Origin of the sequence: Sulfobacillus thermosulfidooxidans (assembly GCF_001280565.1) — a bacterium.
In the GTDB taxonomy this organism is placed as follows: domain Bacteria; phylum Bacillota; class Sulfobacillia; order Sulfobacillales; family Sulfobacillaceae; genus Sulfobacillus; species Sulfobacillus thermosulfidooxidans_A.
The window spans coordinates 620,248-634,052 of record NZ_LGRO01000001.1 but is presented as its reverse complement, the minus strand read 5'-3'; the positions used below and the strand labels follow the sequence as shown (position 1 = coordinate 634,052).

Sequence of the window (13,805 nt, the reverse complement as noted above, 5' to 3'; positions counted from 1 at the left end):
CTTAAATCCACCTCCCTTGTACCTGCAACGTTCCCAATTGGGCTGGTTCGTATTCAATATTACATTCAGTCAGGAAATTGCCAAGCGATCGGCGAAAATCCCATGGATCTTCAATGTCTGTAGGTTCATAGGCCCATGTGTCCCCATAAGCATCTGTCCACTTATGTTTGTGCAATTTACCAATATGTTCACGAGATCTCCCGGGGTTAATATGGGGCTTATTAAATTCGAGTCGCCGAATGTTCTCACGATGCGCGTACCTCAAAACGAATACAAAAGTTCTCGCTTTGGAATTATATGTTAACACTAAATCCAATAATGATGCATTCCCAGATTGCGTTAAAAGCACCTTTGCCACCGCTTTATAGATGAATTGAGCATCAGATACTGTGTTCCATGCTATTTTACCTAGGAGTGTCTTAGGTTCACTAAGAAAAGCCTCCGCTTCGGCTTCTGTTAAACTCATTATTTTGTCCAGCGCGGAACCTTTGATCCGCGTAGCAACCTCCCCACAGTAGTGTTTTTTACAAAATTTTTCATGATTGACATTTTGCCGAAAATATCGGCATCTTTCAACTCTTCTTGCTCACGTAATGGGTGAACGAATCGAAATTCTACGCAAGGTTTTCTTTAGAAGAACTTGGAAGACAGGACCTCACGTAATCAACTGACGGAATTGCGCACCTCTCAGAGATCAATCTCCCACATAGCCGCCCAATCTCCAACGCGCCATTGGACGCATCATGCCAGGGCTGGCTGTCACATAGGCCATTCCACCATCCCAGAAATTCCCAGACCCATTCACCATAACGAGGGGAAGCGACGAGGACACAGGACTATATGGTGTGTAAGGTGATGCCGCCTCCGGCACTCAGGCACCACGTGTGATGGGACCCGGGGCGTTGGGTGAAGAGCCAGTGCTCAAGGTGACCCTCAATCAGGCCGCTCGTTGTTAAGGCAACGCGGGCGGTCGGAACAATCGTGGGCGGATTCGTTTTCAGGGGTAGTGGTGACAACAAGTTGCAGCGTCAGGCGGGAGACAAGAGGCCAATAAGCTCAATAATCGGTTAGACGAGACCAATCCCAATAGCCGCCGGTTTCCACTTGGTCAAGGGATTGGGGAAAAGGGGGTCACAAACCCCGGCGAACTATTCCAGGTATACCCATGAAGGTTTTGCAATTGAGCGGGCGATAAGGAGACGGGCGGAGTAAAACAGCGGCCCTGATGACATGCAATTGGCGGAGACAGAGCAAGAAACGTATAGTACGAAAGGTAGACATGGTTATTCGAAAAGTACATCATCTCACCATTACGTGTTTTCCGCTGATTAAAGACCTCTATTTTCTCACCTTCACGTACGCTATCCTGATCTTACGTATCTTCCTGTTCGACGAATAAGTATCGCCCTTTTCTTCCAGAAGATTCACGGACGCTCCTGAAATCAGGTGGGGCTGACATGTTCGTCCTGCACGACAACGGGAAAATTCGATCTGGTTAGCAGACCCGCCGCACGGCAAACGACCCCATAATGGCGAAAAGTAGGGGCAACGCGAGCCCCGATGTAAACACCACTCCAAATGCAGCTAGGCCCAAGGGACCCGTGGCAAGCATGAGGCCTCCGAACGTGCTGAAAACGCGGCCACGCAAAGAAGCAGGGGTTTGTTGCACAAGATATGTTCCCACCCAACTATTGAATAAGGCATCGCGGAGACCCGCCGCGCCCATACAGCCGATCGTCCATAACGGGTTTCGCATGACGCCCATCATCCCAATACACACTCCAAACCCAAACATACTCAAACGGGATATTGCTAAAGGAAAGCGTCGGGCGACCACTTCGAGCCGACACCCCCGATGATGGAACCTATCAAAAATGCCCCGGAAGCTAAGCTCAAGAGCATCACTGTGCCATGGTTCCGAACTTTCACCCATGTGGTTAAGACGATAGTCAAGGAGGAAACACCAAAATTTACGAGTATCCCCGACCACATAAGGCGCGATGACCCAGGAGACTTCCAAATTGTTCTAAAGCCCATCGCCCCCTCGTACCGAAACCTAATGAGCGGATCTCTCGGCACAGTAGGCTGTTTCACCTTCACGCTCCATAAGCTCACTAACGAGACCACAAAGGAGGCGGCATTAACCAAAAAGAGTTGTGGTGCACCCAGAAGCATCAAAAGCGGGCCTCCCAAAAGTTTCCCAGCCAACCCAGCGGTCGCCGCACTAGATTGGTGAACGCCTTTGGCCGCCACGATATCCTCTGCTGGAACGACCAACGGCAGTAGTGCGCTTTCCGCGGGAGAGAAGAACACACCTGCCAACTCGAACAGCATCACACCGACCAGTAGAACGCTGAATGGGGTATGCAGGACTGCAGCCAAGGCTAGACTCGTGGCTAAGAGCAAACGCACGCTATCGGCGGACATCATAACCGTTTTTGTTCGGCCACCGATCCAATTGGTTAACGAATTTGCGCAAAATCCGCTGACGACTTTTACTCTGTAAGTGAAGGAACCAAGGTTCAAAGCAAGCGAATCTACGAATCCTTTCCCAAGGTATCACTGGCTCTGTGGGCCCCCCGAACTCAGAATATAAAGGTGCTGCGGACCAATACTGCCATTGCCGAGAATGTATCTTCAATAAGATTGTCCAGACCAATCGTTTTAGTTTTCCTCATCATGCAAAAACCGGCACTGGTGGGAATCGACTGGACGCCTTAATCTGCGCTATTACCTCGGCCCAATGCGTCCGATGCCGACGGATACGTGTTGACAGTGAAAGACCGCTGGGCCTATCTGGGGATACCATACCTAAAGAATCTGTCAAGTCACTCATAAGCTGTGGAACCGAATACCGCAACGTAAGCTGTTTACCAAAAGAGTCATCACGAACTAATGGACTGGCCGACTGAAACCACGAATTTGTAAGCTCAGCAAATAAGCTCGTCGTCCGATTAAGAATGCTCGGGCATGGAGCATGGCTGATGCGAGCGGGATGTCGCAACAACATTTGTTATGCGACATGATTCCCCATCCATAACGTTAAGTTAATCTTATAGCCCTGTTTCTAGTACGCCGAGACATTCGGGATCACAAACGCCCGTAAAGACTCTGACGACCGGCCCTCGAATCCAGACGCCCGTATTCGGATCGTGCCGCACCCACAATATACCCCCGGGCATCATGACACGCGTGGGTGCCTGAACCCCGAGTTGCCATGCAACGGCCGCGGCCGCCGCCGCGCTGTTGCCAGACGATAAGGTATACCCGGAGTCCCGTTCCCAAATCTCTATACGAATTGTGTCAGGTCCGACGATGTTCATAAACTGGACATTGGTGCGTTGCGGAAATGTCGGATGCTTTTCCAACAAGGGACCCCACTGGTCAAGGATGTCCCGGGACACATGATCCCGGGTGATTACAAAGTGAGGATTGCCCCACGATAGTCGAGTCCCTTGCCACGACTGCTGGTTGACCATGATGGTCAGTGGTTCGTGTTGTTGGGGTTCACCTAAATTGGCATCCACCATGATGCTGCCGTCCATAGCGGAAATCGTCACGGATACGGGAATTCCGTGGGCCCAGACAGTAAAAGACTCCCTATCCGCTTGGTGCGTGTCCCACAAATACCGCGCAAAAATATGAGTGCCGTTTCCGCTGTTTTCGGCCCAGGATCCGTCGGAATTGAAAATCCGAACGGTATTGTGCGAATCCGCGGGTCCCCATAATAGGCCATCCCCGCCGAAACCGTGATGCCGGTCGCATAAACGTGCAATCACAGGCGGTGTTAAACTGTCCACTCCCACGTACCGCGAATCGACAACGAGATAATCATTACCCAACGCATGATACTTCACCACCGACATGGTCATCGGCACACAGTCTCCTTCCTTCGGGATTCTCACTTGGATGCGTGTTCCCGTCGAACGTCTAACGCCTCTTTACAATTAGTCTCCGCCCTGTTTTTCATCACACCCAGCAGTTTGGATAGCCCTGCCTGCTCCTGCTTTTGCGAGGGCCGACATTCCGACCATTATCCCTCAGGGCACGACACCAGGCCCGCATCCGAAACGACGCCGCCTAAAAAGGTTGAGACAAGCAATTCCCATTCGTTCAATAACTGGCGCACGACCCCGAGATCAATCCCCGGCGCACCGTCCACGATTAACACCGCGTTTTTCGTATCCGCGGTCACTTGGGTCGGCACTGCATCCCGATGATTATAGTGACGACACAAAACCTGCTGGGTATCAGCGTACACCAAGGTTCCTTCCGGTAGGGTCACTGGTTCCGTATCCCCGATGCCCCAATGAGGTTCATCCCGCCGTGCCAGGCGTAAGACGATCGGGGGCGTACAGCGATCCCAGTCGTAGAGGGCGGTCGACACCCGATATTTTAGAGACAACACATGTGTAAGGTCCACCAAAGGATGGATGATCGGCCAGACAGATGTTGCGCGGATACGTTTCCATAACGCTTCGACGCTGCTGCGTTTTGACGTAGGATCCACGCCCATTTGGCGCAAAAGTCGCCGATACGCCTGGATGTGATTGTCGCATGTCGGCAATTGCATCAATTGGGGCTTTAAGCTAGCCTGAGATTGGGCTATCCAGCGCGTCAAAAAAATATCTGGTTCCACGGCCCCTAAACTCCGCACTAGTCGCCACCCGATATGCAGCGCCCCATAACGGCGACACACTTCCGGATCGATAAGAATGGGGTCCTTCAAACTCACGATGACACATCCTTTCCGCCTGCACCAGCAGGGTCCGGAGACTGGACTAAATCCGCCAGGGTTGCGCGAATTCCGTAACAATGCCGGCCGCCATACCGATATAACGGATACGCCAACAATGTCCGATGAGCCCGGGCTAGGGGATGGTGCGGTGTTTTCGGGTACAGGTGATGAATGATATGATAACCATCCCCATGGGGATGAATCGTCCACTCTTGTAACCAACCTAAATTGTTGCGACTGCTAACGACTTCGGATGCACACCCAGCCGCCGCATGTTCCGATAACTCTCCGAAGTAGCGGATGACGGGTAACAGCGTAACGGCCGGAACCACCCAAAACACGATCACTGGAATAATCAGATGAAACATCGCGGCCACCGCAATCACTCCGAGCCAATAAACTATCCGAATGCTGCGCATCCACCACGGTTCACCGAACGGCCAGATAAAGGCCCGCCAGGCTCCGCGCACATAAGAGGGAAATCCGGTGGTCATCATGCGGAGTAACGCACCGTAATTGGCAGCCGGCAACCGATCGGCACCAAACGCCTGATACCGCTGAAAATCCGGGTCGTGCTCACTCCAAAATTGTGCCAGTGATGGCCTTGCACATGGTTTTGACGTTCTACCGTCAGGTTGTGCCCCAGTGGTAGGCATGCCAAAACCCAAGCTAAACTATCATTTACCCATGGTCGTGCGCTGAGGTTTGCATGGGTAGCCTCGTGAATAAGATTTTCAAGTCCGCGTTGGCGGGTAGCAATGGCGCAAAGGGCACCGCACAGAATCAGCATTGACCATATATGCCACCCGGCATGCCGGATGATACGCCACGTAACGGTTCCGATTCCTCCAATGACGATCCAATCCCACACAAGTACGATCACACTTTTCATGGTGCTCGGGACCATGAGGGATTTTAGTTGCTGCCGAATAGCAGGATCATCAACCTTCCATGTCATGACCGACCACCTCCCTTCGTACACGCGAGCTGAACTCTTCGCCGTTACGGCTTCGGTTCAGCCGCCACCGGCTGACGACGTTGTTGAGGGACCAACCACGCTAAACTGAGCAACGCGAGAGGATATAGCAGCATCCACGTAAACACCGCCATAAACACTGCCGTAATCATTAAGGTCACGATCCCTAGCAGTCGCAGGCTCCACGCGGTATTCACCTTGATATATGCAAGAATGCTGAGTAAATAGAGAACCAAGAAGTTCTGGCTGAAAATGAGGATCAGGGTCGTAATGGAATAGTGCCACAACGCCATTCCCACGTAATTGAGGGTATACAAGACTAACAAGGTTCCTAATGCGGAACGCGGCGCTCCCGAGGATGCATCCACCCAGCTCAAATAAGCCGGCAACACCCGATCGCGCCCCGCGCTGTAATACAGGCGTGAGCCGCCCCAGACCCAGGCGTTGGCATTGATAAGGGTAATTAAGAAGGCTAAAACTGCCACGGCCTGGCCGCCAATCCCCCCCATAACCCGACTAATCATCCCGGCGATCGGGGCTTGGGCCGTCACGGATGCGGTTTGGGGCAAAATTGTTACCACGGTAAAGGTAATCCCTAAATACAACACCAAAATCACAATAAATCCAAGAAACAAACTCAAGCGAAAGTCTCGCCGAGGATTATGGAATTCTTCCGCCGTAAACGACATGTTCTCCCAGCCCAAATACGCCCAAAAAATCAAGGCCATGGCTTGCCACAACGGATACCCGGCCACATGCCAGCGGATATGTGTCAGCTGCGCATGTGGCAGGGCCAACAAAACCGTGACAGCCAGCAGAACGGTTAGCGTGGCGACCGTTAGGTTTTGCAGGCGCGTGCCAGCTTTCACTCCCAACCAATTCGTGCCCACCGCCAACAAGACAATCCCGTATCCCAGTGCCATGGTTGCCCAATGGTTCAGCCGCAGCGCATACGCCACATAATTGGCACCAATCAACGATAAGGCCGGAATGCCCACCGGAAAAGTCCCGGCTAACACATACGTCACGCCCCGGGACCACCGAGGCCCAAAGGCTTGCGCAACGTACCCAGCAATACCGCTGGCGTCCGGGTGACGATGGGTGAGGTTCGAAAAAATCAAGATAAACGGAATCGCCAGTAGCCCCATAATGAGCCATGCCAATAATGCACCGCCGGACCCGACTTGGTGATAGGTAAGGCCGGGCAATAACAATAATCCTGATCCTAAGACCGAACCGATCGTCAGCGCGACCGCATCACGGATGGTGACCGTTTTTTTCAGCATGAAGTCCTCCTTCGGTTAATACAGGCCGGCTCGTTCGACCGGAATTATGCGGCTGTCAGGCACTTCGCCGCCGACAATCAAAACATGACCCTTGAATAACTCCACGCGTAATTGGCCATTGATCCGATAACGGATCGGCCAGGCGCCCGTAACGAGGTCCCGCGCACGGGGCGAATTCCAGGCTCCGGCGTATACCAGCTCGGCCCATGCCCGATCCCACTGGGACTTTTCATCACGCTCGTGTTTGGTCAACACTAAGGATTCTAGATGACGGTGAGTAACTTGAATGACGGTGGCCGCCGGAGCTTCATAGCAAGTGCGGATCTTATCGCCTAATAACGTGTCCTCGATCGTTATCCGGCGCCCGATTCCATGCACGCCGCCGACCGTGTTCAACGTCTCAATGATTGTGCGTAACGGCATGCGCTCCTGATTTAGCGCCACGGGCAATCCCTGTTCGAATTCAATCATTAAGGACTCCGGTTTGTCGGGTGTTTTGGACAATGGGCGGGTCCACGAGAAGCACCGCTCATCGGGATCGCGGCTCAAATCATTCATGGCGTGCGACTCAATGACTCGCGTCCATATATTCTCGTCTGTTGAAAAATGGTCCTCGTGGTGAATGGTGATTCCGTGTTCCATTAAATATCGCACTTTATCTGACCGCGTCATGAGCGCGTCAGCAATCGGCGTCCAAACAACCGTATGAGGATCATCGCTAAATGCTAAATCCGCCCGAATCCGGGTGTTTTGCCGCCGCGTCGATCCGATAATGAGGACCCGACGCCTACCGAGCAGGTACCGCCGCGATGTCGCGAACATTAATGCGCGGGCCAGTGGGGTCCCTAATGGGAATCCTTGATAGTCAGCATTCATATGAATGGCGACTGTGAGGTACTCATCAACAAATGCATCGCGCCCATCCCAGAGCACGTGCTGCAAACCGAGTTCCTGGGCCCGTGTCAGCGCCTTTTGCCGATCGGTTGCGCTCATTCCGATGTCAATGGTCAGCAACGTGACATTGTTACCCCATTGCATTTGGGCGAGAACAGCGCACACCATCGAATCCGTGCCGCCGGAAAACAGGATGACCGCCCCGTCAGCAACAGGGGGATTGACCGGGACTAAATCAGATGTCGTCTCCCATGGCATACAGTTCACCTCCTATTGAATGGCCCCGCTCGTATAAAGGGCCGTGAGGTGCTCGACATAATCTAGAGAGGTATTTAACCGATAAAACCCGCCGTACACGATATCCCTTGCAATAGACGGATCCTGTTCGATTAACGGACGGATCGCTCGGTGTAACCATCCATGACCATGCCGGGCATCAATGGACACATGAAGCGCATGGTATTGTTGTGCTCGTGACGACAGTCCGATCCGGCCAAAACCCTTGACTAGCCGACGAAAGCGCTGAGGCGAAATCATTTCTAACACGCCCAACGCCCCCAATCCCTTCCACGCATTACGGCGATGCAAGATGGTAAAAGACAGAACATTACCGCATGCCAACGCTTCACTCAAGACCGGGATATCGTCGCCAGGCTGCACTGCCAACTCTTCCAAAAGCTGATTGAACATAGTGGTATGCACGAGGGCTGGATTCCCGTTGCCCATTTCGTCCCAATAATTTTGACCCAGTTCCATTTTGGGCGGGCCGTCCATCCCCACTTGCGCCAAAGCGACCAAGTCATCAAAACGCGTATCAATTGTGGTTTCTTGTACGAAAAAATGCGCCACTTGGGTGCGCGTTGCAGAATCTTGCAGGTAATGATAGAGAGCGTGATCGGTCGCCGGATGACTTAAAACCAACTCTTTAAACCACGCAATAAACTTGCGGGGATCCTGTGGAATATCTAAATGTGGGATCCGGCTTTGCTCATACATCTCCCAAGCGTCTTCCAACCTCCGCTGGATACGGACGATATCGGGATCCCACTGGTTGTTGACGTTCTTGGTGAGTGGCGTGGCAAAATGCACACTATAAATAGCGGCCAGTGTTTGGTGTAATTCACGATGAGCGCTGGGGTCTCCCTGTTGGTAATCCCGAATGACGCGATCGACCGTATCCCCTAAGACTTTCCGAATTCGGGCATTCGTATCGCACAAGCGATACACCTCGATCTCGTATTGCAATAGCCGCGTCACAAGCTCGTTTAAGGGCATTGCTCCATCCATCGTGATGACATCCGTGTCGCGAATCACCCTTATCCCCCTTTCAGTGTGTAACCATTATTTTAGCTTTTTATAGGTTACATTATAAGAAAAAAATGACACTTGTAAATGATCATTTTACCGGTTACAGTGAAGGGGGAGTGATGCTAATGGATCGTGACAAATCTTTCACGTTATGGACGGATTTAGTTAATACGCGGTACCTGCACAACGGGCATGAGGTTGATGACTTACAAACCATGGATCGTGCGCAAGAGTGGCTTCAACGACATTTTCCGGACATGCTGCCTGTCCTCGCCACTGATGATGCTGTGTTTTCCGAACACTGGCTGGGCCGTCTTCGCGAATTGCGGGACATTTGTCTTGACGTAGCGTCCACCGTCCATGATCCCGTATCTTTGGGGACCGTGTTAGACCGTTGGAATCAATGGATGCAAAACCTCCATCTTACGGCTTACATCATAAAGGATCACGACCAACTCCACGAAATAATCACGGGCGTGGGGCGTTCGGAGCAAATTTTGTGGCGTATTAGTCACAGCCTTGCAGAAACGCTGCGACATTACCCCCTTGAGCGGATACGTCAATGCGAACATGATGAGTGCATTCGCTATTTTGTTGATACATCTCGTGGCGGCCACCGCCGCTGGTGTGACATGGCAACCTGCGGTAACCGTCAAAAAGTTGCACGGTATCGGGCAAAACGGTAATGGCGACGTGTGCGAAGGGCGTCTGCGCCGCTGAGATGAGAGTGATTTGGGACATGGATCCCTTTGCCTGGTGCAGTATTGCCCCGATCCTATCCCATTTAAGGCAGTTTTGGCATCGCTTTTTCTTCCTCCGATACCCTTTTTGTTAATTGACCCTCTCCGCTCACCAACACGTTGTGCCCGGCAATGCGATAAACCACGTGGACGCCTGCATCGGGGATGGGCGGCAAGGTTTTTGTAAGCAACACAACCTCTTGATCATTCACCCGCGCCTCATAGAACCGAAAGCCCATCAGCATCAGGGGCAGATTGACATACCGCACCGATGTCGTCAGGCCCAGCGTCCCCACGATCCCGAGACTCAATACCCAAGCCCCCACTTCGCTCCACGTATGAGCCGGAAAGAGCATCAGCGGCAATACATAACTGATAAGATACGTGGTCATCGTGGAATAACTTGGCGAGACTGCCGAGATGGGAACTCTAAGCAAGCCGTGGCGATAGGTGATGGTCAATACCAGCAATTGTCGGACTAACACGTTAGCTCCCAGCGAGAGCCCAGCTACTGCGATAACGACCCACTCAACCACATGGGACGGCGTGAGTGTGAGTCGAAAGGGCCAATAAAACCCCCGGAAGCCCAATATCACGAACAATGGACTATACGCGCTGAGGCCAAACACGCCAGACCAAAATTGCCGGGAACGATACGTGAAGCCCCGTTCAGATACTTGTCGAATCAGACGAGTCATGGGATGAAATCTCCTCTTCGAGTTCCCACAAAACCTGTCGCACGTACTCGGTGAGCCACGGAGGAGCATCGCCAAGGAATGTTAACAGGGCGCATTGGGCCGTTTGTCCTCGCCACTGCTCAAATGCATTCACGGCGAGGTACTGCACAAATGGGTGGGCGTGGGTCAACGACGTGGCAACAAATTGAAGAATTTCGGGGCGTTCTGAGACAAACGTCGCATCCAGGTGTGCCAGCGTATACAACACCTTCGCCATGCAGTCCGGAGACTCCTTTATGGTATCTAACTGGCGAAGAACCTGCGGATAATAATCCTGTAACAACATGCGCAATGCGTTTTCTGACGATAACGTATAGCCGAGATTGAGGGGTTCCTCGGCCATTTGACGGGTATAATCCCGCCATCGCATGAGAAAGTCTTCCGAAGATCCCGTCAACCGCCCTCACCTCCTTTTTACGCTGGTGTTTCCAAGGTGTTCCATTCATGCGAGGAATCCCTAGAGCCACCCGACCCCTTCGGGGTCTCCCATGCGCTCCGACAACCACCGTACAAACCGGGGGGTCTGAGACTGCGGGATGCCCGCCGCTCCCGGATGCCCGCCCCCTCCAAATCGTTGGGCCAACGCGGACACATCGAATGATCCCCGAGACCGGAGGCTGACTTTGCGCGCGAGAGGGTCAAGAATGACCACCGCATCCACTCCGGGACGATGCGCGAGCAGCTCTCCCAGTTCCGAATGATGCCGCTCGGCCACCACCACGACCAAGGTTTCCCCACTCTCCCCAGATACCCGGCGCAATGTCGCGGCACACCGCTCCAGATACGTTTGACGTTGCTGTCGCAATGCCTCCACCATAGCGGAACCCGCGAGGGCATCGGGGTCATCCCCCCAGAACGCCTGCACAAATGCGGGAGCATCCTTCCACGCCGCGATCATCCAGTGGGGGCCAAAGGCATCCAACAACAACGCCAAGTCGTCTGATCGGGGATCGCGTCGAATCCACAAGTCATAATCATTGACGATGGCCACGAGATCCCGATGAGCTTGAATCCTGTCTCCCCATCCCTGGTTCACCAAATACTCGAAAAACAGGGCAGCGCCACACCGGGACGGATCCACAGTCGCCCACGCCCACTGATTGAGTGGCAGAGCCGTGCGGTGATGATCCAACACCACCACCGCGTGGGGCCAGGTATCGAGAACCTGCGCCGTGGCCTCTCCCACACTCATATCCACCACAAATACGCGATCCACGTCGGGGGACTGAATCACTCGTTGAACCGTGGCATCATTGTGGCTATAGTCCACTAACTCGACCTGATCCACAACCCCAGCGACGATGCCCAACGTGGCCGCCAGACACCCATCTAAGCAATGGTTATGAGTGACCAAGACACTCGCCATGTATCTAGCTCCTTTTGCGACCTCTTCCGAGTGCGACGGGATCGAATCCACCGGGACTGCGCTACGTCTCGACTGATTTCGTTATCCATTCCTCCACATCTCCTCGTTGTCATGTGCTTTATGGGTCTTGGCGGATGACGTCTTGTTCGTGAGGTGCCATATCCGAACACTCCGCCCCCATGGAGTGCTGCTCAACGGGTTCAAGCGATTCAGCATCAAGGGGATACAAGATATCGTCCAAATACACATCAACCCAATCCGGCTTGGTATCCAAGTGCGATTTCGCCGTAGCCGATTTTTCGGCTAACGACAAAAAGGCCCGAAAGAGATCGGCATATTTTGTAACATCGCTCTCTTTCCAATCCAGAGCCCGCAAATGTAATGCACTGACCAGTTCATCCACTTCCATTCGGGTCAGGGTGAGATGGGCTTTTTGCTTACGGGACATGGCGCATGGTCCTTTCTCAATGGGATGGACAATGACCGGGCACACAAACACTCGATTGATCCCCCGACACGCTCCCCGCTTGGGTCGGTGTGGGGTTCACAACATGTCCGGGGGCGGGGTATCACCGCCCCAGGGACTTAATTGCCAAGTGGTTTGTCTTGGGAAAGGCAAATGACTTCGCCATCTTTCAGGTATCCGTGATTCTCACACCATTGGAACCACTGGTTCCGCAGGTCGCTATTCCACACTAATTTTAACCCTTTGAGATCCGCGATAATTCCATCTCGCATGCGGGCAATTCCTCCCAACACCACTCCCAAGGGGCCTTGCGATAATCCTGCCAGAGTTTCTGGACTGAAAACCACATCTAAAAACGTTAGGGTATCCCACCCGTTCTGTATGGCTCTGCAAGTAACTTGATACAGACTGTCAAAATAGTCCTCATAATTCGCATTGCCCACGACATCATCGCTCCTTTAGGTTTTTGACATCCAAATTGTTGGATGCCCTCGACATCTTAATTTTCTCGACTTGGAATTTCGTTGTGCTCGACAATACCTTGTATTCCTGACTTCGTGTTTGCTCACGACTTCCGTTGTTGCTCAGGGGATAGTGGCACCGAATAACCTCTCGATTCGTTCCTCCCCTCAAAGAAACACCTCACCACCTTAGTCCGTGGTGAGGTGTTTTCATCGATGCCAGCAAGACCCTTCCCCACTATCTACATTGGGGAGACAAACCGGAGTTCCATCCCTTCCCGCCTTATGGCTCCTGGGCCAGCCGGTCGAGAGCGGCTTCGAGAGTTCGGAGCACCACCCACATCTCGGTGATGGCCTGGTCTATCGCGCTGATTTCGGATCGCAGAGTTTGCAGGGTATCCCGAATGGCTTGCACATCAGACTTCATGAATTTCACCCCCATGCTGGGGCGTATCCAATATCATCAGATCGCCTGCATTGCATGAAAATCATCAAAACCTTTGAGGAGCGTTCTTCGTGATAGACGTTGAAGAAACGCCCGATCACGTTAACCAAGGGGTTTATGATACTGATGCTCCCGTTCCCGTTCTTCTTCCTCCCGGCACTGTCGGCAAAGCGTGATCCATCCTTCGTAGGAATCCGTGACGCGGATTGCGTGCGTGTAGCACAGGGGCTTGCCACAATACGTACACCGATCCACGGCGCGGTGGAAACAGTCAGGTTCTTGGCATAGGCGATTCATGGGTGGCCTCCTTTCGCGTGGGCATGGCCCACAAACGCCCCCGACCCATAACGTGGCGAGGGTCATGGGCCGAGAGCTATTTCCCTGGATC

Annotated in this window: 17 protein-coding genes; 1 reads left to right on the top strand and 16 read right to left on the bottom strand. The window is 52.9% G+C overall.

Annotation, left to right across the window (positions count from 1 at the left end):
• Window position 1: 1 nt before the first annotated feature.
• The 10 genes from AOA63_RS03375 to AOA63_RS03330 form a co-directional block, all read right to left on the bottom strand.
• The gene (locus AOA63_RS03375) at window positions 2-466 is read right to left on the bottom strand and encodes a DUF6978 family protein (RefSeq protein ID WP_053958401.1); all 465 of its coding nucleotides are present in this window, start codon (window positions 464-466) and stop codon (window positions 2-4) included.
• A 1,029-nt stretch (window positions 467-1,495) separates the two neighbouring features.
• Window positions 1,496-1,756, bottom strand: a complete 261-nt coding sequence (locus AOA63_RS03370) for a hypothetical protein (RefSeq protein WP_139061489.1) — start codon at window positions 1,754-1,756, stop codon at window positions 1,496-1,498.
• Between the two features lie 56 nt (window positions 1,757-1,812).
• A complete protein-coding gene (locus AOA63_RS03365; protein ID WP_053958399.1) occupies window positions 1,813-2,430 on the bottom strand; it encodes an MFS transporter in 618 nt (205 codons plus the stop codon).
• 623 nt (window positions 2,431-3,053) lie between these two features.
• Window positions 3,054-3,872, bottom strand: coding sequence for a diaminopimelate epimerase (gene dapF / locus AOA63_RS03360; protein ID WP_053958398.1), 819 nt, complete (start codon window positions 3,870-3,872; stop codon window positions 3,054-3,056).
• Between the two features lie 161 nt (window positions 3,873-4,033).
• On the bottom strand, window positions 4,034-4,735 hold the full coding sequence (locus tag AOA63_RS03355) for a B3/B4 domain-containing protein (RefSeq protein WP_053958397.1): 702 nt from the start codon (window positions 4,733-4,735) through the stop codon (window positions 4,034-4,036).
• Window positions 4,732-5,268, bottom strand: coding sequence for a fatty acid desaturase (locus tag AOA63_RS20160; protein ID WP_171822548.1), 537 nt, complete (start codon window positions 5,266-5,268; stop codon window positions 4,732-4,734). The genes AOA63_RS03355 and AOA63_RS20160 overlap by 4 nt, the downstream gene beginning before the upstream one ends.
• Window positions 5,232-5,696, bottom strand: coding sequence for a fatty acid desaturase (locus tag AOA63_RS20345; RefSeq protein WP_053958395.1), 465 nt, complete (start codon window positions 5,694-5,696; stop codon window positions 5,232-5,234). Before AOA63_RS20345 ends, AOA63_RS20160 begins: the two co-directional genes overlap by 37 nt.
• 44 nt (window positions 5,697-5,740) lie before the next feature.
• Window positions 5,741-7,000: an APC family permease gene (locus tag AOA63_RS03340; protein WP_053958394.1), complete on the bottom strand. Its 1,260-nt coding sequence runs from the start codon at window positions 6,998-7,000 to the stop codon at window positions 5,741-5,743.
• A 15-nt stretch (window positions 7,001-7,015) separates the two neighbouring features.
• The gene (locus tag AOA63_RS03335; RefSeq protein WP_053958393.1) at window positions 7,016-8,152 is read right to left on the bottom strand and encodes an argininosuccinate synthase domain-containing protein; all 1,137 of its coding nucleotides are present in this window, start codon (window positions 8,150-8,152) and stop codon (window positions 7,016-7,018) included.
• A 12-nt stretch (window positions 8,153-8,164) separates the two neighbouring features.
• Window positions 8,165-9,208 carry an iron-containing redox enzyme family protein gene (locus tag AOA63_RS03330; RefSeq protein WP_053958392.1) on the bottom strand — a complete coding sequence of 348 codons (1,044 nt, stop codon included), beginning with the start codon at window positions 9,206-9,208 and terminating at the stop codon, window positions 8,165-8,167.
• Between the two features lie 119 nt (window positions 9,209-9,327).
• On the opposite strand from AOA63_RS03330, the gene AOA63_RS19650 reads away from it, so the two are divergent.
• Window positions 9,328-9,888: a CGNR zinc finger domain-containing protein gene (locus tag AOA63_RS19650; RefSeq protein ID WP_053958391.1), complete on the top strand. Its 561-nt coding sequence runs from the start codon at window positions 9,328-9,330 to the stop codon at window positions 9,886-9,888.
• A 98-nt stretch (window positions 9,889-9,986) separates the two neighbouring features.
• Here AOA63_RS19650 and AOA63_RS03320 read toward each other — a convergent pair whose 3' ends face one another.
• The 6 genes from AOA63_RS03320 to AOA63_RS19645 all read right to left on the bottom strand — a co-directional run bounded on the left by AOA63_RS03320 (window position 9,987) and on the right by AOA63_RS19645 (window position 13,399).
• Window positions 9,987-10,640: a hypothetical protein gene (locus tag AOA63_RS03320; RefSeq protein ID WP_053958390.1), complete on the bottom strand. Its 654-nt coding sequence runs from the start codon at window positions 10,638-10,640 to the stop codon at window positions 9,987-9,989.
• On the bottom strand, window positions 10,612-11,076 hold the full coding sequence (locus tag AOA63_RS03315; protein WP_053958389.1) for a hypothetical protein: 465 nt from the start codon (window positions 11,074-11,076) through the stop codon (window positions 10,612-10,614). Before AOA63_RS03315 ends, AOA63_RS03320 begins: the two co-directional genes overlap by 29 nt.
• Window positions 11,077-11,136: 60 nt before the next feature.
• Entirely contained in the window at window positions 11,137-12,045 is a 909-nt protein-coding gene (locus AOA63_RS03310) for a DHHA1 domain-containing protein (RefSeq protein WP_053958388.1), read from the bottom strand.
• Between the two features lie 118 nt (window positions 12,046-12,163).
• A complete protein-coding gene (locus AOA63_RS03305) occupies window positions 12,164-12,493 on the bottom strand; it encodes a hypothetical protein (protein ID WP_139061488.1) in 330 nt (109 codons plus the stop codon).
• A 137-nt stretch (window positions 12,494-12,630) separates the two neighbouring features.
• Window positions 12,631-12,954 carry a hypothetical protein gene (locus AOA63_RS03300; RefSeq protein WP_053958386.1) on the bottom strand — a complete coding sequence of 108 codons (324 nt, stop codon included), beginning with the start codon at window positions 12,952-12,954 and terminating at the stop codon, window positions 12,631-12,633.
• Window positions 12,955-13,255: 301 nt separating this feature from the next.
• Window positions 13,256-13,399, bottom strand: coding sequence for a hypothetical protein (locus AOA63_RS19645; RefSeq protein ID WP_171822597.1), 144 nt, complete (start codon window positions 13,397-13,399; stop codon window positions 13,256-13,258).
• Window positions 13,400-13,805: the final 406 nt, after the last annotated feature.